General features: G+C 42.6%; 21 protein-coding genes and 1 riboswitch. Of the genes, 18 read left to right on the forward strand and 3 right to left on the reverse strand.

The genetic code is table 11. The features are described from left to right. Nucleotides 1–52: 52 nt before the first annotated feature. From B1sIIB91_RS02105 to B1sIIB91_RS02140, 8 genes are all read left to right on the forward strand, one after another. Nucleotides 53–1,114 (forward strand): DUF4432 family protein, encoded by a 1,062-nt coding sequence (locus B1sIIB91_RS02105; RefSeq protein ID WP_095687987.1) that lies wholly within the window; start codon nucleotides 53–55, stop codon nucleotides 1,112–1,114. Further along, nucleotides 1,115–1,618 (forward strand): P-loop nucleotide/nucleoside kinase family protein, encoded by a 504-nt coding sequence (locus B1sIIB91_RS02110; protein ID WP_095687988.1) that lies wholly within the window; start codon nucleotides 1,115–1,117, stop codon nucleotides 1,616–1,618. Between the two features lie 128 nt (nucleotides 1,619–1,746). Then, nucleotides 1,747–2,505: an ATP-binding cassette domain-containing protein gene (locus B1sIIB91_RS02115; RefSeq protein WP_095687989.1), complete on the forward strand. Its 759-nt coding sequence runs from the start codon at nucleotides 1,747–1,749 to the stop codon at nucleotides 2,503–2,505. Continuing rightward, nucleotides 2,505–3,590, forward strand: coding sequence for an ABC transporter permease (locus tag B1sIIB91_RS02120; RefSeq protein WP_095687990.1), 1,086 nt, complete (start codon nucleotides 2,505–2,507; stop codon nucleotides 3,588–3,590). The genes B1sIIB91_RS02115 and B1sIIB91_RS02120 overlap by 1 nt, the downstream gene beginning before the upstream one ends. After that, a complete protein-coding gene (locus B1sIIB91_RS02125) occupies nucleotides 3,587–4,561 on the forward strand; it encodes an ABC transporter substrate-binding protein (RefSeq protein WP_095687991.1) in 975 nt (324 codons plus the stop codon). Before B1sIIB91_RS02120 ends, B1sIIB91_RS02125 begins: the two co-directional genes overlap by 4 nt. Before the next feature lie 159 nt (nucleotides 4,562–4,720). Then, nucleotides 4,721–5,680 carry a 1-phosphofructokinase family hexose kinase gene (locus B1sIIB91_RS02130; protein WP_095687992.1) on the forward strand — a complete coding sequence of 320 codons (960 nt, stop codon included), beginning with the start codon at nucleotides 4,721–4,723 and terminating at the stop codon, nucleotides 5,678–5,680. Further along, nucleotides 5,677–7,074, forward strand: a complete 1,398-nt coding sequence (locus tag B1sIIB91_RS02135) for an FGGY-family carbohydrate kinase (protein WP_095687993.1) — start codon at nucleotides 5,677–5,679, stop codon at nucleotides 7,072–7,074. The genes B1sIIB91_RS02130 and B1sIIB91_RS02135 overlap by 4 nt, the downstream gene beginning before the upstream one ends. A 19-nt stretch (nucleotides 7,075–7,093) precedes the next feature. Then, nucleotides 7,094–8,014 carry a DUF2090 domain-containing protein gene (locus tag B1sIIB91_RS02140; protein ID WP_095687994.1) on the forward strand — a complete coding sequence of 307 codons (921 nt, stop codon included), beginning with the start codon at nucleotides 7,094–7,096 and terminating at the stop codon, nucleotides 8,012–8,014. Nucleotides 8,015–8,079: 65 nt separating this feature from the next. On the opposite strand, the gene lexA is transcribed toward B1sIIB91_RS02140, so the two are convergent. Then, on the reverse strand, nucleotides 8,080–8,754 hold the full coding sequence (lexA, locus tag B1sIIB91_RS02145; protein ID WP_095687995.1) for a transcriptional repressor LexA: 675 nt from the start codon (nucleotides 8,752–8,754) through the stop codon (nucleotides 8,080–8,082). Nucleotides 8,755–8,891: 137 nt separating this feature from the next. Here lexA and B1sIIB91_RS02150 point away from each other — a divergent pair, with 137 nt between their 5' ends. From B1sIIB91_RS02150 to B1sIIB91_RS02165, 4 genes are all read left to right on the forward strand, one after another. Further along, entirely contained in the window at nucleotides 8,892–9,194 is a 303-nt protein-coding gene (locus tag B1sIIB91_RS02150; protein ID WP_095687996.1) for a LysM peptidoglycan-binding domain-containing protein, read from the forward strand. A 210-nt stretch (nucleotides 9,195–9,404) separates the two neighbouring features. Continuing rightward, the gene (gene nrdR / locus B1sIIB91_RS02155) at nucleotides 9,405–9,902 is read left to right on the forward strand and encodes a transcriptional regulator NrdR (protein ID WP_095687997.1); all 498 of its coding nucleotides are present in this window, start codon (nucleotides 9,405–9,407) and stop codon (nucleotides 9,900–9,902) included. Nucleotides 9,903–10,005: 103 nt separating this feature from the next. Then, a complete protein-coding gene (locus B1sIIB91_RS02160) occupies nucleotides 10,006–12,795 on the forward strand; it encodes a vitamin B12-dependent ribonucleotide reductase (RefSeq protein WP_095687998.1) in 2,790 nt (929 codons plus the stop codon). A gap of 67 nt (nucleotides 12,796–12,862) precedes the next feature. Next, complete coding sequence (locus tag B1sIIB91_RS02165; protein ID WP_095687999.1) at nucleotides 12,863–14,890, forward strand: ATP-dependent DNA helicase; 2,028 nt, start codon at nucleotides 12,863–12,865, stop codon at nucleotides 14,888–14,890. Here B1sIIB91_RS02165 and B1sIIB91_RS02170 read toward each other — a convergent pair. After that, nucleotides 14,887–15,342, reverse strand: a complete 456-nt coding sequence (locus B1sIIB91_RS02170; protein ID WP_095688000.1) for an NUDIX hydrolase — start codon at nucleotides 15,340–15,342, stop codon at nucleotides 14,887–14,889. The two genes, B1sIIB91_RS02165 and B1sIIB91_RS02170, sit on opposite strands and share 4 nt — an antisense overlap. A 72-nt stretch (nucleotides 15,343–15,414) precedes the next feature. Between B1sIIB91_RS02170 and B1sIIB91_RS02175 the strand changes: the two genes are divergently transcribed. The 6 genes from B1sIIB91_RS02175 (at nucleotide 15,415) to B1sIIB91_RS02200 (ending at nucleotide 21,280) form a co-directional block, all read left to right on the forward strand. Further along, a complete protein-coding gene (locus B1sIIB91_RS02175) occupies nucleotides 15,415–15,663 on the forward strand; it encodes a DUF4192 family protein (protein WP_223298614.1) in 249 nt (82 codons plus the stop codon). A gap of 35 nt (nucleotides 15,664–15,698) precedes the next feature. After that, complete coding sequence (ald, locus tag B1sIIB91_RS02180) at nucleotides 15,699–16,781, forward strand: alanine dehydrogenase (protein WP_095688001.1); 1,083 nt, start codon at nucleotides 15,699–15,701, stop codon at nucleotides 16,779–16,781. 13 nt (nucleotides 16,782–16,794) lie between these two features. Then, nucleotides 16,795–16,908: riboswitch (SAM riboswitch) on the forward strand. 64 nt (nucleotides 16,909–16,972) lie between these two features. Further along, nucleotides 16,973–18,277, forward strand: a complete 1,305-nt coding sequence (locus tag B1sIIB91_RS02185) for a bifunctional o-acetylhomoserine/o-acetylserine sulfhydrylase (RefSeq protein WP_095688002.1) — start codon at nucleotides 16,973–16,975, stop codon at nucleotides 18,275–18,277. A gap of 18 nt (nucleotides 18,278–18,295) precedes the next feature. Continuing rightward, nucleotides 18,296–19,393, forward strand: coding sequence for a homoserine O-acetyltransferase MetX (gene metX, locus B1sIIB91_RS02190; protein WP_095688003.1), 1,098 nt, complete (start codon nucleotides 18,296–18,298; stop codon nucleotides 19,391–19,393). Nucleotides 19,394–19,502: 109 nt separating this feature from the next. Next, nucleotides 19,503–21,074, forward strand: a complete 1,572-nt coding sequence (locus B1sIIB91_RS02195) for an RNA polymerase sigma factor (protein WP_095688004.1) — start codon at nucleotides 19,503–19,505, stop codon at nucleotides 21,072–21,074. A gap of 14 nt (nucleotides 21,075–21,088) precedes the next feature. Continuing rightward, nucleotides 21,089–21,280 (forward strand): CDGSH iron-sulfur domain-containing protein, encoded by a 192-nt coding sequence (locus B1sIIB91_RS02200; protein WP_095688005.1) that lies wholly within the window; start codon nucleotides 21,089–21,091, stop codon nucleotides 21,278–21,280. On the opposite strand, the gene B1sIIB91_RS02205 is transcribed toward B1sIIB91_RS02200, so the two are convergent. Then, nucleotides 21,281–21,496: a DUF7455 domain-containing protein gene (locus B1sIIB91_RS02205; RefSeq protein ID WP_095688006.1), complete on the reverse strand. Its 216-nt coding sequence runs from the start codon at nucleotides 21,494–21,496 to the stop codon at nucleotides 21,281–21,283. Nucleotides 21,497–21,542 lie beyond the last annotated feature (46 nt).

A 21,542-nucleotide genomic window follows, 5' to 3' on the forward strand; every position in this document is an offset into this window, starting at 1 on the left:
AAAGCCTTAAATCACACTTCCAATTATTAAACGTGAAAGATAGGGTATTGGTATGAAACTTTTTGGCGTAAGCGGTGATCGAGAAAAATTTAGAAAATTAACCTCTCATCCACAACAAGTACTTGGATGTGAGTTATTTGAAGCATTAGATGGTGATATGCGCGGTCAGCGCATGCTTCGAATTAGAAATGGTGAGATTGAAATTGAAGTATTAGTTGATCGCGGTTTTGATATCGGTAGAGTTTTATATCAAGGTATTCCAACGCAATGGGTTTCACCAGCTGGCTTTCGCCACGCTCACACCTTTACACCCTCTGCAATTGAGCCAGATGGTTGGGGATGGCTGCGCACATGGCAAGGTGGATTTTTATCAACTATTGGAATTGATCATGTTGGTGGTCCTAAGAGCACACCGAATCGTCACTTACATCCTGGAATAACTGCAGAACGTAGATTTACTGGCGGCTTTATCTCACTCTCACCAACCACACTTGAAAAGGTTGATGTTAATTGGAATAAGGGAACTATTGAGGTGGTGGCAAAGGTTAGACAAGCTGCCGCTTTTGCTGAGCATTTAGTTCTTACGCGCAAGATCAGTATGAACTTTGGAGAATCAACATTTAAATTATCTGATTCAATTCAAAATGATGGCTATATCGAGGAGCCAGTGCAATTGCTGTATCACATCAATTTAGGTTGGCCATTTCTAGCACCTGGGACAACACTTAAAACTTCATGTAATGAGATGTTAGGTTGCATTGATTCAGCAAAGGGTGCTGATCCATCTGTTATGCCGGAGCCAACACCAAAAGATATTGAACAAGTTTGGGACTTTAACGCTCCTACTGGTTTGCAATGGGCACAGATGCGAAATGAAAATGCAGCCGGACGTGGCCCACTTAGTATGAAAATTGAATGGGATGGAAAACAACTTCCACACTTTATGCAGTGGCGAAATGCTTGTGAGGCGCTTTATGTGCAGGGCCTTGAGCCATCAACTACTGGTCTTAAAGGACGAGAGGCAGATGACTCACATGCTGGTCCTTCGCCAATGCTTGAGCCGGGTGATAGCCGTGACTTTGATTTAAACTTTATCTTTGAAAGCGGAAAGTAATTGGCAAAAGCTTATTTTGTAGCTGGCTTAGCAGGCTCTGGTAAGAGCTATTACTCCAGAAAGATTGCTAAGGAGTTAGAACTTAAGATAATTGATTTTGATGATAATTTTAATGAGTTTATAAAGGCTCATAAAGATGAGTATGAAGCGCTAGGTAGTGAGAAGTTTTTAGCAAATTATGCCAGTACCCGCTACACAGATTTAATTAATCGCGCAGTACTTGAATTAGCTAAAGATATCTCAGTAGTAATTGCTGCGCCTTTTTCAAAGCAGTTGCAAGATCAAACACTTTGGGATGAATTAACTTTGCCAATTAAAAAATTTGATTCAAATCCAACTCTTTACTGGGTAGTAATATCAGATGAGCTAAGAAAAAAACGTTTGATAACTCGAGGTGAAATGAGGGATGCTGAGAAGATAAAGAAAATTGATGAGTACATCAAGTTCTCACCTGCTAAAACGCCGGTAGTTGACCACGTTTTAGTCCAGGGGGATCAAAAGTAACGTTTGGATAAAGATTGCAGTTTTTAGCCTAAAAATATTGACCGAATTAGGCAGTTACTGTTGAATTTGATCGCCCGATAAGCCAAACCCACTACTTACAACTGCCTCAAAGATAGGAATATAAATCTATGAGTTATGTGCTTGAGGCGAAAAAAATTATTCGCCACTATGGCCAAGTTGAAGCACTTCGCGGTTGTGATTTTAATGTTAAAGCTGGTGAGGTAACTGCGTTAATTGGTGACAACGGAGCCGGTAAAAGCACACTGGTTCGAATTCTCTCTGGTACTGAACAACCAGATATGGGCGAAATTATTATTGATGGCAAGGTGGCAACTTTTAATACACCAGCCGATGCGCGTGAGGCTGGTATTGAAACTGTTTTCCAAGATTTAGCGCTGTGTCCACATTTAAATGCTGTACAAAATATGTACTTAGGTAGAGAGATCTCTCGTGGCGGATTGCTCGGAAAATTAGGTTTCTTAAATAACAAACAGATGAGTACTGGTAGTGAAGAAGCATTCCGTGATCTTGGCGCAACTGTTCGATCACTTAAAGCAAGTGTTGGATCTATGTCAGGTGGTCAGAGACAAAGTATTGCTGTTGCTAGATCTGCTGCCTGGGCAAGTAAAGTTTTATTCTTTGATGAGCCAACTGCAGCGCTGGGTGTTGTGCAGAAGAAAAATGTTTTAAATCTTGTCAGGCGTGTTAGAGATAAAGGTATTGGCATCGTATTTATTAGCCACTCAATGCCAGAGGTTTTAGAGATCGCAGATCGTATTCAGGTTATGCGCCACGGCAAGGTAATTGCAGATTACAAATCATCTGCCACAAATCTTGAAGAGCTAGTTGGAGCTATGACTGGCCGATTAGATGAGGTGAATAAATAATGTCTATTAATGGCAATCCAGTCAGTGATTTTGGTTTATTAGATGAGCGCCAAAGTTTTTGGCAAAAACTGCGCAAAACTCAAACCGCTCAGATCATGTTGGTTTTGGTAGTAATTACTGCCATATTTAGTCTTTTAGCACCAGATACATTTTTTACCCTCTTTAACCTTAGAAACATCTTTATCAACATTGCTATGTTTGCCATCTTAGGTATTGGTATGACATTTGTGATTATTACCGCTGGTATTGATCTATCTATCGGAAGCATGTTGGTTTTTAGTAGCGTAATTGGTTGTAAGGCAATAGTTGCATCCGGTGGTCAAGGCTGGGGATCAACCATTGCTGGTTTATTTGCTTGCCTTATCTTAGCTACCCTTTTAGGCGCGATAAATGGTTGGTTAGTTGCAGTTGCTAATGTGCCAGCATTTATTGTGACTCTAGGTTCATTTAGTACCGTCTTAGGTCTTGCACAGATAACTACCGGCGGAATTGATCTAAGTGATGCAACTGATGTAATGGTAGATAAAATTGGTTTTGGTAATGTGATTGGCCAGATTCCTGCCCTTGGTGTGATCGCATTAGTTTGCGTAATTTTCGGTGGTATTTTGTTACACAAAACTAAGTTTGGTCTTACAACCTATGCAATTGGTTCAAATATTGAAGGTTGCCGCAGAGTTGGTATCAACGTTAATCGCCACCTAGTTTTGGTTTATGCATTAATGGGTTTTTGTGCTGGAATAGCAGGATTCTTAAGTCTTGCACTTTATCAACAGACCACAATTGCTGGTCAATCTAATACAGCCCTTACGGTTATCGCAGGTGTGGTAATCGGTGGAACTAGCCTATTTGGTGGGTATGGTTCCATGTTCGGTACGATGATCGGCTTACTAATACCAATAGTTCTCCAGACTGGCTTCATCATCATCGGCGTTGTGCCTTTTTGGCAAAATGTTGTGGTTGGAGTCTTTTTGGTTGCAGCTGTATACGTCGACAATGCTCGACGCGCAGCTGCTGAAGGAGGCGGAAGAAGCCTAAAAAAACGCTCTTCAAAAGAGAGCAACTTAAACGCGAAGGGGAATAAATGAAGAAGAATCGCAAGTTAGCTGCGGTTGCTGCAGTATCTGCTGTTGCTCTTGTTTTCACAGGAGTAGGAGCATCATCTGCTAACGCAGCAGGAGAAAAAATCACGTTCATTCAGGGTGTAGCAGGCGATGCTTTCTACATCACTATGGGTTGCGGTATTGCTGAGGCAGCTGCTAAAGCTGGCGCAGTAGTTACAACTCAAGGTGGCGCAAAGTGGGATGCAACAGTTCAAAAGCCAGTGCTAGATAGCGTAATTGCATCAAAGCCACAGGCAATCCTGATTGCAGCTAATGATAAAACAGTTATGCAAAAGCCAATTGAGGCAGCAATTGCAGCCGGAATTAAGGTTGTTCTAGTTGATACCACAATTGATGATCCATCAACTGCAGTTTCTGAGATTGCATCAGATAACTACGGCGGCGGAAAAGCAGCATTTGATGCTGTTAAGCAATTACAACCAAAGGGTGGAAAAGTTCTTGTAGTAAGCACATCTCCTGGAGTTAGCTCTGTAGATGCTCGCGTACTTGGCTTTGCTGATAAGGCAAACGCTGACAAGAAGTTCAACTACCTTGGCGTGCAGTACTCAAACAATGAGCCTGCAGTTGCACAACGTATTGTTACTGCAGCACTAGCTAAGAACAGAGATATCGTTGCAGTATTTGCAACTAACCTATTCTCAGCACAAGGTGTAGCAGCTGGAATCAAGCAAGCTGGTAGAGCTGGCAAGGTTACAGTTGTTGGATTCGATGCAGGTTCTGATCAGGTTAAGGCGCTTAAGGCTGGAACAGTTCAAGCTCTTATCGCACAACAACCAGGAACAATCGGATCAAAGGGTATTGAAGCAGCTGTAGCAGCGATCGCAGGAAAAGCTCCTGAGGCAAAGAAGATTGCTACTGGCTTCACAATCTTGACAAAGAAGAATATCGATACTGCTGCTGGTAAGAAGGCACAGTACCGCGATTCATGCAGCTAAGATTTAATTAACTGCAGAAATTAAAGACCTCACCGGTTCTTATGAACTGGTGAGGTCTTTTTAATTGATTTAATTTTATTTTACTCGCATTTATTTCATAATATTGACGCAGATGATTTTGATAAATAGAATTAGTGCAATGAGAGCGATGACATATTCATGTTAATCCTCACTCCTAATCCTTGTCTTGATGTAACTCTTTGGGTAAATAGGCTCTCACTAGGCTCAGTTCACCGGGCTAGCAAAAATGAAACAACAGCAGGTGGTAAAGGAATTAACGTTGCAAGAGCTAGCGCCTCACTAGGTGCCCCCGGACATTTAATTTTGATGCTGCCAACTGTTCAGGCAGATCTATATAAGCAGCGATTAGAAGCTGAGAAGATAAAGGTTTCCTATCTAGATATCCCAGGTGAGGTTAGAAAAGCAATAATTATTAATCAAAATGAGGGCACAGAGATCACCGTTGTAAATGGGGCCGGCCCTGATATCACCGCAAGTGATTGGGATAAATACTGTGACCTAGTTATTAAAAACACCAGTAAAGATGAGCTAGTACTTTTGATGGGAAGTATGCCAAGTGCATCACCACAGGATGCAATTGAAAAGCTTTCAAAGAAAATACATGCAGTGGGGGCACAATTATTAGTTGACACCGCACCAGCCTCACTTAAATCTAGGAAATCTGAAATATTAGATTTTATTACCCCAAATCTTGAAGAGGCAGAGGCTTTAATCTCAGGAGATGATGGTTCTTTATTTGTAGTAAATAATGAAAATATCGAAGAACGTGCGATGATTGTTGCCCAGAAATTACAAGGCGTAGTTGCAAAGCAGGTATTTATAACAGTTGGTGAGCATGGCTGCGCCTTTAATAATGGAAGTGAAAAGTGGTTCTTGCCAGCCTTTAAGCTAAATCCCAATCTTTATAAGAGCGCAGTTGGGGCTGGTGATTCATTTGTTGCAGGCCTTGCTAATTATCTTAATCAAAACAGCGCAAATATAGATTGGAAAGAGTGCGCAAAATTTGCCATGGCAACCGCTGCTGCCTCATGTGAGAGCTATCTTGCAGGTGGGGTTGATAAAGAGCGGGCGCTTTTAATATTGGCAGGTAAATCATGAGCCAGAGCGTCTATTTTGGCGTAGATCTTGGTACTACTAATACCAAGGTGATCGCAGTAAAAGAAAGTGGTGAGTTCATTGCATCCGCCAGGCGTGCAACAGATTGGATTGTGTTGCCAAATGGGCGAATCGAGGCAGATGCAGATCTACTCTATAAAAAAGTTGTTGATTGTATTAATGAATTAGTTACAAGCACCGCTGGGATTCTTGGCCAGTTTAAAGTTGCTGGTATTGGTATTACTGGCATGGCTGAGAGTGGAGTAATACTAGATAAAGATAATAAAATTTTAAGTCAACCAGTTGCTTGGTTTGATAGTAGGGGTGAGGCTGAGATGAATAGCCTTGGGGAGGAGTTTAGAAAAGAGTATCAGGCAAAGACTGGCTTGGTATTTAAACCAGAGTCATCTCTTTCATCACTTCTTTCAATGAAGAGTGAAGGCTTTGATTTTAAGCAAAAAGGAATCGTCTGGCTTAATTTATTAGAGTATGTGGCATTCCTCTTTACTGGGACTAAAGCTACTGAGCCATCCCTTGCCTCCCGCACCGCACTCCTTGACCAATCTAATTTAAAGTTTTGGCAGCGGGCTAAGGATCTTTTATCAGTTGATGAATCATTTATTCCAGAGCAGAGATTTTGTGGACAAAGTTGGGGGCCATTAAATACTAAATCAGTTCCAGATCAATTACAGGGGGCTCAGGTAACTGTTACTGGCCATGATCATTCAGTTGGGGCAATAGGTTCTGGTGCTACTGGAGTTGATCAGATATTTAATTCAGCTGGAACTGCTGATGTGATTTATCGAAGCGTGCCGGGCACATTAAGTGATGAACAAAGATTTGCGCTAACTGAGTTAGGTGTTTCAGCAGGAAGGCATGCTCTGCAAGATGCCACATCACTAATTGGTGGTTCCCGCGGTGGCCTAGTTTTGCGAAGAGCGCTGGATTTATTAGGAGCAAGAGATGGGCAGAAGTTACTTGAAATTGATAATGCTTGGAGCCCCGCGCATAAATTTAAAGATGTAATTGATATGTCTCAAGGTAAATCGATATCAAATGATATAAAAATCGTTCTAACTGGGGATGCTGGCCCAAATGATCTATGGTCAGCCGCCCTTGATTACATGAGCAGTGAGAATAAAAAAATGCTAAATGGAATTTCAGCAGTTGTCGGTGAGCATAAAACCGCTCTTGGCTCTGGTGGATGGCTAAAATTGCGAAGTGTTCGCGAAATTAAATCTAGTGTCATAGCAAATCTCACCTTTTCATCAATTGATGAGCCAGGTGCCTTTGGCGCTGCATTTATTGCTTCTTGGACTGCTCAGGGTGGAGATAGTTCATTGGTAGATCATGTAGGTAAGTTGGTTGCAAAACTAAATTCGGAATACCGGATATAGCTAAGAGAAACGGAAGAATATGACAAAGGTAGTAACAAGAGCACTAAATGGCTTATCAAGTATTTCCAACAGTGAGGGGATTTTCTCAATTGTTGCAATGGATCAACGCAACACATTAAAGAAAATGTTCACAGCAGTTGGTGTTACCGCAACTGATGAAGACATGTTCACAGCTAAAATCGCAGTTGCATCCGCTCTTTCTAAGGCAGCATCTGGCATTTTGCTAGATCCAACTTGGGGAGTACCTGCGGTAAATGAGAATGATGTTTTGCCTACTACTTGCGGCTTATTAGTTGCAGCCGAAAACCCAGATCGCGGTAACTTTAATGGCGAGCCACGTCCAACAAAAATGATTGGCCAAGATGCTGCTTGGGTTAAATCACAAGGTGGTCAGGCGGTTAAGGTGCTGGTAAGTATGCACCCAGGACGGCCAATGAAGGCGGGAGAGCCTGATTTAACTAGTGAAACAGTTGAATTAGTTAGAGCCATCGTTGCAGATTGCAAAGCCCAAGGCATTCCATCTGTAATTGAAAACCTAATATACGCACTTCCTAATGCAGAGCCATTAACTGATGAGCAGAAGGAAAACTTAATTGTTGAATCTGCGATTTTACTTAATGAGACAAAGCCTGATCTACTAAAGCTTGAGTTTCCTATGAGTGAGCGTGGCTGCAAACGCCTTGCTGATTCATTAACTGTGCCATGGGCAGTACTTTCTGCCGGTGTGGCATTTGATCAATTTAAAAAAGTGATCACCATTTCATGTGATGCAGGGGGCGCCTCTGGTTTCATCGCAGGCCGATCAATCTGGAAAGAGGCAATCGGAATGAATAAGGCTGATCAAGAGAAGTTCTTAAACTCAACTGCAATCGCTCGCCTGGAAGAGTTAAATGCAACAGTTGTTGGCAGAGCTGTTCCTTGGCAGAAGGCAATTAAATAATAAAATAAAGTAATAAAAAATCCGGCTGATAAATTAATCAGCCGGATTTTTTATTTAAACTTAAATTAAACAGAGCGAAGTACCGCAGTTACCTTACCTAGGATCTGAGCATCATCAGCTGGAATTGGCGCATAATCATTATTTGCTGGCAGTAGCCAATAGTGGCCATCTTTTTTAGACCAGGTTTTAACAGTTGCTTCGCCATCAATCATCGCTGCCACGATCTCACCTTTTTGCGCATCCTTCTGGCTTCTAATAACAACATAATCACCATCACAGATTGCAAGATCAATCATGGAATCACCTTTTACCTGCAACATAAACAAGTCACCTTTGCCAACAAGTGATTCTGGAAGTGGTAATACTTCTTCAACCTCTTGCTCAGCCAGGATTGGATTACCGGCGGCAATCTTTCCGACCAAAGGAATTAAGCGAGTCTTACCTTGCGGGGCAGCCTGACCATCTTGACCAGGCAGGGTTATCTCAATGGCCCGTCCTCTGGAGGCATCCCTTCGGATCCAGCTCTTTTCTTCAAGAATCTGCAGTTGATAGGTGACTGATGCGGTGGAGGATAGGCCGGCCTTCTCGCCTATCTCGCGCATAGAGGGTGGATAGCCCTGGTTCTCAACTGCGGTTTTGATGACGGATAAAATCTTTAACTGCCTTGGGGTCAGGCCATTGTCATCGGCTGGGCCATCAGGAAGCTCTGAAATCTGCTTTTTACTCGGGGTTTTAGCCATACCTAAAGGGTAGCAGGGGAGGAGAAAAAAATCAAACATTTGTTCGGTTTTAACTAGACAATGTCAGTGGCGTAGTGTTTAATTCTCTATAGAACAGGTGTTCGAATCCCCTCGAACCCGGTTATCAGGAGAAGAAAATGAAAGCAAGACAGGCCAAGCGATTGGCAAGAACAGGTTTATCAATATCGCTATTAGTATTGATTGGCGCTGGTTTTAGCACCATTTCATCAGCTAGTGATAAAAGTAATTCAGCTATTTCAAATAGTGAAAGTAAGTATGTGCAGGTCGTGGTAACACCAGGTGAGAGCCTTTGGTCAATCGCTGCAATGGTGGCTGGTAACTCCCAGATCCAATCTGTAGTCGCCGATATCGTTGAGGTTAATAAGCTAAAGAGCGCTGATGTGCCAGCGGGGACAAGGCTGCTAGTTCCTACCTTCTAGAAAGATTGATCAGCTAGCGAAGAACTTCTCTATTTGGCGTGGGCAAAGTAAAGATTTCACCAAACACGCCGATTCAGGTGCTTTTAAACTCTAAAGGGCGGGTCTATGGTTCACCCAACATATAGGGGTGATTACGCTTATGGCTTCCATAAGTAGTAGTTTTCCGCTAATGTGCACTTCCCCCACTTAGCTAAAAAGGAGAAGCCCCTCGTGATCTGCCCATTCTGTCGCTTTGATGATTCAAGAGTGATTGATTCACGTCCAACGGATGAGGGAAATCAGATCCGCCGCCGGCGCGAGTGCACCAGCTGCGGAAGGCGTTTTAACACCGCAGAGAGCTCCATCCTTTTAGTTATTAAACGATCAGGTGCAACTGAGCCTTTCTCTCGCGAGAAGGTAATCAGCGGCGTTCGTAAGGCTTGCCAAGGCAGACCAGTAAGTGATGATGATTTAGCTCTACTTGCGCAACGAGTAGAAGAGACCCTTCGCTTAGATGGCGCTGCAGAAATTGAGGCCCAAGAGATTGGCCTGGCCCTGCTTGCACCACTACGTGAACTCGATGAGGTCGCCTACCTACGTTATGCCTCGGTATACCGTAACTTCGCCTCCTTAGAGGATTTTGAAGCTGAGATCGCACTATTGCGCGCTGAGCCTTCTAGAAATTTTAAAGTACCAAAAGATTCTCGAAATCAAGCATTAATTAAGTAGCCCCTTAAGTAGATAAGAAGATAAGAAAAGTAAGTAAGAAAAGCTAGGCAGTAAAGATTTAAATTTAGGAATTTAGTAACAACTAGAGTTAAGGGGCAACAGAATGTCAGTCGTAAATAAGGGCGCAGTGGCAAAGACTGATACCAAAAAAGGTCTAACCATAGAACGTATCTACACAACCGCTGGTGTTCACCCTTATGACAGTGTTAAGTGGGAAAGACGTGATGTAGTTCAGACCAACTGGAAATCCGGTGAGGTTATCTTTGAACAAAAAAGTGTTGAATACCCTGATTTCTGGTCAGTAAATGCCTCAACTATTGTTACCACAAAATACTTCAGAGGAGCCCTTGGCGCTGAAAACAGAGAGTACTCACTTAAGCAGGTTATTGATCGCGTAGTTTTAACTTATACAAAAGCTGGTAAAGATAATGGTTATTTTGCCAGCGATGAAGATGCGCTAGTTTTTGAACATGAATTAACTTATATGTTAATGAATCAAATATTTTCTTATAACTCACCAGTTTGGTTTAATGTTGGCACAGCTGCCCCACAACAAGTCTCTGCTTGTTTTATTCTTTCAGTTGATGACACGATGGAATCAATTCTTAATTGGTATAAAGAAGAGGGCTTTATTTTCAAAGGTGGATCAGGAGCTGGTCTTAATCTTTCAAGAATTCGCTCATCTAAAGAGCTTTTAAAATCAGGTGGCACAGCCTCAGGCCCAGTTTCATTTATGCGAGGTGCTGATTCTTCCGCCGGCACAATTAAATCAGGGGGCGCAACAAGACGCGCTGCCAAGATGGTTGTACTAGATGTTGATCATCCAGATATTGAAGAATTCATTGAGACAAAGATAAGAGAAGAAGAGAAGATCAGGGCACTGCGGGACGCCGGCTTTGATATGGATCTTGGCGGAAAAGACATTATTTCTGTGCAGTATCAAAATGCGAATAACTCAGTTCGGGTATCGGACGCTTTCATGCGTGCATATGAAGCTGGTGAATCTTTTGGTTTAACAGCTCGCTCAACTGGTGAGGTTATTGAATCAGTGGATGCTAAAAAATTATTCCGTAAGATGGCAGAGGCAGCTTGGGCATGTGCTGATCCTGGAATTCAATACGATGACACGATTAATGAGTGGCACACCAACCCAGAGACTGGCCGCATTAATGCATCTAATCCATGTTCTGAGTACATGTCATTAGATAACTCATCATGTAACTTGGCATCTTTAAACTTAATGAAGTTTCTAAAAGCTGATGGTTCATTTGATGTTAAAAACTTTGTGAAGGTAACTGAGTTAGTTATTACCTCAATGGATATATCAATTTGCTTTGCAGATTTTCCAACCGAGGCAATTGGTCAAACCACAAGAGATTTTCGTCAATTAGGAATTGGTTATGCAAACCTTGGAGCCCTTCTTATGGCATCAGGTTTGGCATATGACTCAGAGGGCGGGCGCGCGTTAGCTGGAGCGATTACCTCAGTATTAACTGGTGTTTCATATCGAAGGAGCGCAGAACTTGCCGGCATTGTTGGTGCGTATAACGGATATGCTCGAAATGCAGCGGCTCATACAAAAGTAATGCGCAAGCACCAGAATGCAACTGAGTCTGCTAAATCTGTTTCAACTTTAGATAAAGATGTTTGGGCAGAGGCAATTAAGCAATGGGCGAGTGGTAACGCGTTAGGTGAGAAAAACGGTTGGCGAAACGCGCAAGCATCCGTTCTAGCACCAACTGGAACTATTGGCTTAATGATGGATTGTGATACCACCGGTATTGAGCCAGATCTAGCACTTGTTAAGTTTAAGAAGATGGTCGGCGGCGGTTCGATGCAGATCGTTAATCAGACTGTGCCACTTGCACTTAAAAAACTTGGTTATACAGATGAAACAATTGAAGCAATCATTGAATACATCTCAGAGCATGGAAATATTATTGATGCTCCAGGATTAAAGCCTGAGCACTACACCGTATTTGATTGCGCAATGGGAGTTAGATCAATTAGCGCGATGGGCCATGTTCATATGATGGCGGCTTGTCAGCCATTTTTATCAGGTGCGATATCTAAGACAGTTAACTTGCCAGCGGATGCTAGCGTTGAAGAAATTGAAGAGGTTTACTACCAAGGTTGGAAGTTAGGTATTAAGGCACTTGCTGTATATCGTGATAATTGCAAGGTTGGTCAACCACTATCTGATTCAAAGGGTAAAAAAGCTGAAATAGTAGTTGATACACAACCAACTGCAGTTCGACGTCGTCTTCCAAAATCAAGGCCGGCGCAAACTACTTCATTCTCAGTAGCAGGGGCAGAGGGTTATATGACCGCTGGTGCTTACGCTGATGGCGCACTAGCTGAAGTTTTCCTAAAACTTGGTAAGCAAGGTTCAACTCTTGCTGGTGTGATGGATGCGTTTTCAATTGCAGTATCAGTTGGATTGCAATATGGCGTTCCACTTGAAACATATGTAGAAAAATTTGCTAACCAAAGATTTGAGCCAGCAGGTATGACTGATGATGCTGATATCAGAATGGCGCAATCAGTAATGGATTACATCTTCCGCAGATTAGCACTGGATTATTTACCATTTGATGCACGTTCTGCTCTTGGAATTTACTCAGCAGCTGAGCGCGCTCGCGCCCTTGAAACTGGTGATTACACACCGGATGAGAAGGAATCAATTGGTGAGAGTGTAAAAAATTCTCAATCAGTAAAGATTGAAAAGGCGCCTTTGGATAACTCACCAGTTGGTTCATCAATGGAGCTCTTTGAAAAGATGGCTGGAGTTAAATCAGATGCACCACTTTGTATGACATGTGGTGTGAAGATGAGAATGGCTGGCTCATGTTTCGTCTGTGAGGGTTGCGGAAACACCTCAGGCTGTTCTTAATAAATTAAAGTATCAGGGCTCGCAGTTAAAACTGCGGGCCCTTACTTTTTTCCAATAACCTGCGCTAGTGAGTGAGTATTCAAAAAAGGTTAGATCAGCCCTTGATGTTGCAGTTACTGCAATTGGTGGGGAGCCCAGAGCGGGCCAAATTGAGATGGCAGAGGCGGTTGCTAACGCGTTATCTGATCGCCATCACCTTTTAGTTCAAGCTGGAACTGGCACTGGTAAATCACTCGCTTACTTAGTACCAGCATTAGTACATGGCAAAAAAGTATTAGTAGCAACCGCCACCTTAGCTTTGCAGCGGCAATTAATTGAGCGAGATTTACCAAAGATAAAAGCAGCGCTCGATAAAGAATTAAAGCGAGATATTTCATTCGCTATCTATAAAGGCGTTGGTAATTACATTTGCTTGCAGAAAATGAATAACGCAGCAAATGATCCTGAGGGTGAAATGATTTTAGAGATCTCATCCCTTGAGGCGGATGCAAAAAGATTAAGAGCGTGGGCGCAGTCACCTGGTGCAAGTGGAGATAGAGATGATGCCCCTGAGGTTGATAGGCGGGTGTGGGCGGCTAATTCAGTATCAGGGCGGGAGTGCATAGGAGCTGATGATTGCCCATCAGGTTCTAGATGTTTTGCTGCCCTTGCAAAAGCTAAAGCGCAAACAGCAGATATTGTTGTTACAAACCATACATTGCTAGCAATTGAAATTGTTGACTCTCATCCAATTTTGCCAGAGCGGGATGCAATTATTTTAGATGAGGCACATGAGTTTATGGATCGCACAACTCAAGCTGTTACCGAGGAGTTAACTGCTGCCAGAGTTTCACGCGCTGCTAATATGGCAAGAAAACATATGCCAGGTAAAGGCAGTGATGCTTTAAATAAGGCGGCTGAAAAATTTGCCGCGGCCATTAATGATTACGCAAATGATTTAAAAACAGATCCGCAAAAAGCTGGCAGGTTAGATAAATTACCATCCTCACTTGAAGCACCACTTAGGGCAGTAAAAGAAGCGGTCTCTGCTGTAACAGCGATGATTTCAGCCGATGCTGAAATTATTGATCCAAACACAATGGCTGAACGGGCAAGAGTAAAAGGAGCGCTAAATGAGATTAGCCAAACCTGTACTAAGTTATTAAAACCTGGCCACACACATGTGCTCTGGTTTGAGCCAACTTATTCAACTTTATACCTAGCACCTTTGGCAGTCTCTGATGTGTTGCGCGGTAATTTGCTGACTCAAACTCCAGTTATTGCAACTAGTGCGACTTTAACCGTTGGTAAATCATTTGATGCGATTGCTAAAAATATTGGCTTTGTAATTGCAGGTAAAAATGATGAGGAAAATGATGAAGAAAGTGAGGATGATGAAAAAAGCTTGATGGATCCAGCAAATCTGCAGATCCTAGATGTTGGTTCTCCATTTGATTTCACTAATCAAGGAATGCTTTATTTGCCAAAGGATTTGCCAGAGCCAGGCAGAGATGGACCATCAAAGGAAGTTCTTACTGAATTAGGTGAGTTAATTCAGGCAGCAGGTGGGCGCACACTAGCTTTATTCTCATCTTGGCGTGGTGTTGAGATGGCTGATGAACATTTAAGAGATGTTTTAGCAGAGCTTAAAATTCCAATAATTACTCAACGCCGAGGTGATTCAGTTGGGCCACTAGTTGATAAGTTTGCAAAAGATGAACGATCAATTTTACTTGGCACAATTTCGCTATGGCAGGGCATTGATGTGCCAGGAGGGGCCTGCACATTAGTTGTAATAGATCGCATTCCATTTCCAAGACCTGATGAACCAGTTTTATCTGCCAGAGCAGCAGAAGCTGACGCTGCAGGTGGCTCAGGCTTTATGCAGATATCACTGCCTAGAGCTGCCTTACTACTTGCCCAAGGAACTGGGCGATTAATTAGATCATTAGATGATCGAGGCGTTGTGGCAATCTTAGATTCTCGAATTGTTAATAAAAGATATGGCTCAATACTTTTAAACTCAATGCCGCCATTTTGGCGCACCAATGATGGTGAAGTTATAAAAGATGCACTGCGCAGATTAGATGCGCAGTATTTAGAGAGAAAAGATTAAAGCGCTTTTAATTTAGCAAGGAGCGTGGGCCAAGTATTTGCAAAGCTTGGGTGAAGATATTTATTTATAACCTCATCAAAGGCTATCCAGGCCACCTCTTTAGATTCATCATTTGCTTCATGAGCTACTAATTCAGGGTGTGCTTTAGCAATTACAGTGTGATAACTCCAGATTCCATGGTCATCCATAAATATCTCACCCGCTGTTAACTGATCTGCGCTAATTCCAATCTCTTCATGAGCTTCTCTAATTGCTGCCTCAATTACGCTCTCATGTGAGTCACGAGCACCACCTGGAATACCCCAAGTGTCGCCATTGTGAACCCAAGGCGCACGATGTTGCATAAGAATTGCGCCATCTCTTACTAACAGTAATCCGGCTGCGCCATTTAAACCCCAATGTTTGCCACCACAATTACACTCAATCCATCCATCGCCATCACGGTGCGCCATGAGAGTAGTTTTACACACAACTACTTAATTCACAGCCAGGTGAATTAACTCCCAACGGAATCAAAATTTATAATGAATCTTTCGCCAAAAGGTTATATCGCACCCGTTGCCTGCATCTTTGCTGCTTGTGCTTATGAATCAGGGGAGTCTGATTTGGCCCATAACGGCATCTTAAGTGCGCTAGCTGATTGCCCAAATTACCCGCTAGCACTTCTACTTCGCAGAGTTTTCACAGCCGCCTGGCCAGCTGATAGTTTTGCAATGATGCGCGCCGAGCTTCATCCAAAGATTTGTAGTTCACTTTTTGGCAGTAGTATTTAATTACTAAGCAGCGTTGCTTAGTAGAGCGGTGCTTAATGATTATTGGTATTCCTAAAGAGCTCAAGAATAATGAGTTTAGAGTCGCAGCCACTCCATCTGGTGTACACGCATATGTAGTAGCCGGACACACAGTTTTAGTTGAAAAAAATGCTGGCACAGGCTCTGCTATTTCAGATGCTGATTACATTGCAGCTGGCGCAAGCATTATTGACTCTGCCGATGAGATCTGGCAAAAAGCTGATTTAATTCAAAAAGTAAAAGAACCAATTGAAATTGAGTATAAAAGAATGCGCAAAGGACAAATTCTTTTTACATATCTGCATCTTGCCGCAAACAAATTATGCACGCAGGCGATTATTGACTCTGGCATAACAGCTATTGCATATGAAACAGTTGAAGTTGATGGGCAATTACCGCTACTAGCGCCAATGAGTGAGGTGGCTGGTCGAATGAGTATTCAAGTAGGAGCAGCAGCACTTGAGGCAAGTAAGGGAGGCCGGGGTGTATTACTTGGCGGAGTTCCTGGGGTAAGACCTGGCAAGGTAGTTGTAATTGGCGCAGGAGTAGTAGGCGTTGCTGCTGCAACTATTGCCCATGGCATGAGAGCTGATGTGACGGTAATGGATTTAGATTTAAAACGTCTGGCCCAGATTGATCAAATATTTGCCGGAAATGTTAAAACATTAGCCTCTAGTGCGTATGAAATTGAAAAAGAGGTAACCCAGGCTGATTTAGTAATAGGTGCGGTATTAGTTCATGGCGCTAAAGCTCCAAAGCTTGTAAGTAATGATCTTGTGAAAAAAATGAAGCCAGGATCAGTATTAGTTGATGTGGCAATTGATCAAGGTGGCTGCTTCACTGATTCAAAGGCAACTACTCATCAAGAGCCAACATTTAAGGTTCATAACTCAATCTTTTATTGTGTGGCAAATATGCCAGGGGCAGTTCCTGCTACCTCAACATACGCGCTCGCTAATGCCACAATTAAATATGGTTTAGCCCTGGCTAATAAGGGGTGGGAAAAGGCGCTCGCCGATGATGAACACCTTGCTAAGGGGCTTAATGCGCACGAGGGAAAGATTATGTACGCCGCAGTTGCAAAGGCGCACAATCTCTAGTATTTTTCGCGTAGGTCATGAGTCTTAGTGCATAGCCCCGGCTAACTAAGCGGCAACCCTCCACCACGGTGGGGTGCTCCGGGTGAAGACCAGGTCGATAGCAAGGTGCAATCGGCAAGAGTGGTTCGCTAAAAAGATTTAGGGGTAATCCCTAATAATTTTTTATCGCCACCTTTAATTGGGAGGTTACTTTGTCATATTCATTTGAAACCCAACAAGTTCATGCTGGTCAAGTGCCAGATCCAACAACGGGCGCTCGCGCACTTCCGCTTTATCAAACAACTGCTTATCAATTCCGTGATACCAAACATGCTGCTGACCTATTTGGTTTAGCAGAAATGGGAAATATCTACACCCGCATTATGAATCCAACACAGGATGTGGTTGAGCAAAGAATTGCTGCACTAGAAGGTGGCGTTGCCGCTCTTCTTGTCGCCTCAGGATCGGCTGCAACCGCATATTCAATTATGAATGTGGCTCAAGCCGGTGATCATGTGGTTTCATCACCTTCACTTTATGGTGGTACTTACAACTTATTTCATTACACATTGCCAAAATATGGCATTGAGGTTACTTTCGTAGAGAATCCAGATGATTTAGATTCTTGGCGCAAGGCAATAAAGCCAAATACCAAGGCATTTTTTGGTGAGACGATTGCTAATCCAAAAAATGATGTATTAGACATCGAGGGTGTGGCAAAAATTGCTCATGAATTTGGTGCTCCATTAATAGTTGATAACACCGTTGCTACGCCATATCTCATTCGCCCAATTGAGTGGGGTGCTGATGTAGTTGTGCACTCAGCAACTAAGTTCCTATCCGGTCATGGAAATGCGATCGTGGGAGCAATTGTTGACTCTGGAAAGTTTGATTATGCTAAATATCCAGAGCGGTTTAAGGGATTTAATGAGCCTGATCAGTCATATCATGGTCTTGTTTACGGCCAAGCACTAGGTGTTGGTTCAGCTTTTGGTGCCAACCTTTCTTATATCTTTAAGATCAGATTACAACTTCTTCGCGATATCGGAGCTGCAGTTTCACCATTTAATGCCTGGCTGCTTTCACATGGTCTTGAGACATTATCACTTCGCATGGAGCGTCATATTGAAAATGCAAAACAAGTTTCAACATGGCTGGAGAAGCACCCTCAGGTTGAAAAGGTTAACTATGCATCTTTGCCATCATCAAAGTGGAATAAGTTAGCTAACAAGTACTGTCCTAAGGGCAGTAGCTCTGTTCTATCCTTTGAAATTAAAGGTGGAGTTGAAGCTGGTAAGAAGTTTATTGAGGGACTAAATCTGCACTCACATGTAGCAAACATCGGAGATGTTAGAAGCTTGGCAATTCACCCAGCTTCAACTACGCATTCCCAATTAACACCAGCAGAGCAGTTAACTGCAGGTGTTACTCCAGGATTAGTTCGTTTATCTGTTGGTATTGAAAATATCAAAGATATTCAAGCCGATCTTGAAAAAGCATTTGCTGCTGCTAAATAATAACAGCAAGTAAAAGTAATGAGTGGTTTTAACCCAGCAGTTACCGGGGCATGGCTAGAAAGTCATGACCCCGGTGATCGCCAATTTCTAAAGATTGGTGATTTGGCGCTGGAGTCAGGTGAGGTTTTAGCTGATATAACAATTGCTTATCAAAGTTGGGGTAAATTAAATTCTGCTGGTGATAATGCAATATTAGTAAATCATGCACTGACTGGCTGGGCAGATGTTGATGGTTGGTGGCCACAAATGGTTGGCCCAGGCTTACCATTTGATTCTGATAAGTATTTTATTGTTTGCCCAAATGTAATTGGTGGCTGCCAAGGTTCAACTGGGCCATCATCTATCGCTTCCGATGGAAAAAGATGGGGATCTAGATTTCCTGCCCTAACAATTAGAGACATGGTTGAGGCTGAATTAGCTTTTACAAATAAAATTGGCGTTAAGAAATACCAATTAGCGGTTGGTCCATCCCTTGGCGGCATGCGAAGCCTGGAGTGGGCAATTACCTATCCAGAGTTAGTTAGCGCGATCTGCACAATTGGATCTTGCGCGGTGACAACTGGGGATCAAATAGGCACTGCTTCAATACAAATCAGAGCAATTAAATCTGATCCAAACTTTAATAATGGTGATTACTATGAACAAGAGATTGGCCCAATTGAGGGAATGGGAATTGCTCGCAGAATTGCACATTTAACCTATCGAACTGAGTCTGAGATGGATGTCAGGTTTGGGCGCGAGTTACAAGGAGATGAAACTGGTCGATACGCGGTTGAGTCTTATTTAGATCATCAAGCGCAAAAACTTGCTAAAAGATTTGATGCAAATACTTATATTGCATTAACGGAGGCAATGAACTCTCATGATGTTGGCCGCGATCGTGGTGGCGTAGCTGCGGTACTTTCAAAAATAAAGATCCCACTTCATATAGTTGGAATTGATACTGACCGACTTTTCCCACCTCGCTTGCAACAGGAGATCGCTGAACTGACCCCGCAGGTGAGTACCCTTCACAGCATTTCATCTCCATTCGGCCATGATGGCTTCTTAATTGAGGTGGAATCGGTGGGTGCAATCATCAAAAACGCGCTTAATCTGCAAAAAATCTCAAATTAGCCAAAATGGATGTGCATAAAGGGCTGTGGACAATTTATAATATAGTCAAGGGTTGGGCGGTTTAAATAAAACCGCAAAAGTTTAAAGACCTTAAAACAAAGGATGAATTGTGGCTGTAACTCGTGCGCCCAAAAAAGGCGCTAAAGCAGGTAAGGGTAAGAAAAAACCTGTAACAAAAAAGAGTTCAGTTAAAAAACCCGTTGCTAAAAAAGTAAAACCTGCGAAGAAAGTTGTAAAGATTCCGCAGAAGGCAGTTTTAGATGCTAAAGACATCGCCCAGATTATTAAGATAAAAGAGTTAGTAATTCAACAAAAGAATGTACTAGCTGAACTACAAGGCCGCGGCATCGATAATATTCATAGAATTGTTAAAAAAGCAGATCAAGATTTAGTTTTAATTGCCCGCGAATTAGAGTTAACTGTTCCTAAGCAAGTAGAGAAGCTTCGCAAGTTAGGTCTTTCACCATTTAGAATGCTTAAGAAGAGTGAGTTGGCGTTAATTACCCCAGTTGCGCCAAAGCCAACTGCTACCCAAAAAGATGGCAAAATCGCAAAGGTTAAAATTGATGGCGAAGAGGTTGAGTTAGAAGAGGTTGAAATTGAAGACCTTGAGTCATTAATTGAAGATAAAGAAGAGGCGGCTACTGAGGACGGCACTCCTGAAATAAGAGTTGTAAATGTTGCTGAGGAATCGCAAAATGAAGCAAACTCATTTGTACTTAAAGATTCTGAAGAGGATGACGCACCAGCACAAACAGTATTAACTGCGGGCGCGACGGCTGATCCAGTTAAAGATTATCTGAAGTTAATTGGACGAGTTCCGCTATTAAATGCTGAGCTTGAGGTTTCCCTTGCTCAATCAGTTGAGGCTGGCTTATTTGCTGAAGAGCGGTTAGCAAAAGATAAGAAGATGGATAAGAAATTAAAGCGTGAGTATCAACAAATTGTGCTTCATGGCCGCCGGGATAAGAATCATCTACTAGAAGCAAACCTTCGTTTAGTAGTTTCTCTCGCAAAGCGTTATACCGGACGAGGAATGTTATTCCTGGATTTAATTCAAGAAGGAAACCTAGGTTTAATTAGAGCAGTTGAAAAGTTTGATTACACAAAAGGTTATAAGTTCTCAACCTATGCCACCTGGTGGATTAGGCAGGCGATCACTAGAGCGATGGCAGATCAGGCTAGAACAATTCGTATTCCAGTACACATGGTTGAAGTTATTAATAAGTTGGCCAGAGTGCAGCGCCAGATGCTTCAGGATCTGGGAAGAGAACCCACACCTGAGGAGTTAGCTAAAGAATTAGATATGACACCTGAAAAAGTTGTTGAGGTGCAAAAGTATGGCCGTGAGCCAATCTCACTTCACACCCCACTTGGTGAAGAGGGTGATTCTGAGTTTGGTGATTTAATCGAAGATTCAGAGGCGATCGTGCCAGCTGATGCGGTTTCCTTCACATTATTACAAGAGCAACTTCATTCAGTTCTTGATACATTATCTGAGCGAGAAGCAGGAGTAGTAGCAATGCGATTTGGTTTAACTGATGGACAACCAAAAACACTGGATGAAATTGGCAAGGTTTACGGGGTAACTCGTGAACGTATTCGCCAAATTGAGTCTAAGACCATGTCAAAGCTTCGCCATCCATCTCGTTCTCAAGTACTACGCGATTACCTAGATTAAGGAAGAGTGAAAAAATGAGTGATAAAGTAAAAATGCAGTTTAAGAAAGATGCGTCAATTAGAGTTACTGGAACTGTAGATTTTGTTGATGCAGATGGAAATGTTGTTGAAACTAAGACAGATTTCTCACTATGCAGATGCGGTGCATCAAAGGAAAAGCCATTTTGCGATGGTAGTCACCGCGATGCTGGATTTGCTAGCGAGTAATTATTTAGCTGCTTGATTAGCTAATTTCTGGGTTTCATCCTGGATTACAGCCGCTACTGGCTTTAATCCTTCGGCATAAGATTTAGCGTGGTGTGAACAAAATAGTAATTGACCACCGGAGATAAGGATTGCGCGCACATAAGCTTGCGCACCACAACGGTCACAACGGTCTAATGAATTTAATGGAGTTTGTTCCATCGTGATCTGGTTAGTCATCGCCTGCTCCGTTTCTTCTTCCCTAGGGGAACATCAAACCATGAAT

The sequence above is a fragment of the Candidatus Nanopelagicus abundans genome, from assembly GCF_002288305.1.
Taxonomy (GTDB): Bacteria; Actinomycetota; Actinomycetes; order Nanopelagicales; family Nanopelagicaceae; genus Nanopelagicus; species Nanopelagicus abundans.

What these genes read in the sequence shown, in the direction of transcription:
- B1sIIB91_RS02175 (WP_223298614.1), top strand. Translation starts at nt 15,415, where the DNA reads ATGAATCTTTCGCCAAAAGGTTATATCGCACCCGTTGCCTGCATCTTT.
- B1sIIB91_RS02125 (WP_095687991.1), top strand. Translation starts at nt 3,587, where the DNA reads ATGAAGAAGAATCGCAAGTTAGCTGCGGTTGCTGCAGTATCTGCTGTT.
- B1sIIB91_RS02160 (WP_095687998.1), top strand. Translation starts at nt 10,006, where the DNA reads ATGTCAGTCGTAAATAAGGGCGCAGTGGCAAAGACTGATACCAAAAAA.
- ald (WP_095688001.1), top strand. Translation starts at nt 15,699, where the DNA reads ATGATTATTGGTATTCCTAAAGAGCTCAAGAATAATGAGTTTAGAGTC.
- B1sIIB91_RS02200 (WP_095688005.1), top strand. Translation starts at nt 21,089, where the DNA reads ATGAGTGATAAAGTAAAAATGCAGTTTAAGAAAGATGCGTCAATTAGA.
- B1sIIB91_RS02130 (WP_095687992.1), top strand. Translation starts at nt 4,721, where the DNA reads ATGTTAATCCTCACTCCTAATCCTTGTCTTGATGTAACTCTTTGGGTA.
- B1sIIB91_RS02170 (WP_095688000.1), bottom strand. Translation starts at nt 15,342, where the DNA reads ATGGCGCACCGTGATGGCGATGGATGGATTGAGTGTAATTGTGGTGGC.
- B1sIIB91_RS02120 (WP_095687990.1), top strand. Translation starts at nt 2,505, where the DNA reads ATGTCTATTAATGGCAATCCAGTCAGTGATTTTGGTTTATTAGATGAG.
- B1sIIB91_RS02105 (WP_095687987.1), top strand. Translation starts at nt 53, where the DNA reads ATGAAACTTTTTGGCGTAAGCGGTGATCGAGAAAAATTTAGAAAATTA.
- metX (WP_095688003.1), top strand. Translation starts at nt 18,296, where the DNA reads ATGAGTGGTTTTAACCCAGCAGTTACCGGGGCATGGCTAGAAAGTCAT.
- B1sIIB91_RS02135 (WP_095687993.1), top strand. Translation starts at nt 5,677, where the DNA reads ATGAGCCAGAGCGTCTATTTTGGCGTAGATCTTGGTACTACTAATACC.
- B1sIIB91_RS02115 (WP_095687989.1), top strand. Translation starts at nt 1,747, where the DNA reads ATGAGTTATGTGCTTGAGGCGAAAAAAATTATTCGCCACTATGGCCAA.
- B1sIIB91_RS02150 (WP_095687996.1), top strand. Translation starts at nt 8,892, where the DNA reads ATGAAAGCAAGACAGGCCAAGCGATTGGCAAGAACAGGTTTATCAATA.
- lexA (WP_095687995.1), bottom strand. Translation starts at nt 8,754, where the DNA reads ATGGCTAAAACCCCGAGTAAAAAGCAGATTTCAGAGCTTCCTGATGGC.
- B1sIIB91_RS02205 (WP_095688006.1), bottom strand. Translation starts at nt 21,496, where the DNA reads ATGACTAACCAGATCACGATGGAACAAACTCCATTAAATTCATTAGAC.
- B1sIIB91_RS02140 (WP_095687994.1), top strand. Translation starts at nt 7,094, where the DNA reads ATGACAAAGGTAGTAACAAGAGCACTAAATGGCTTATCAAGTATTTCC.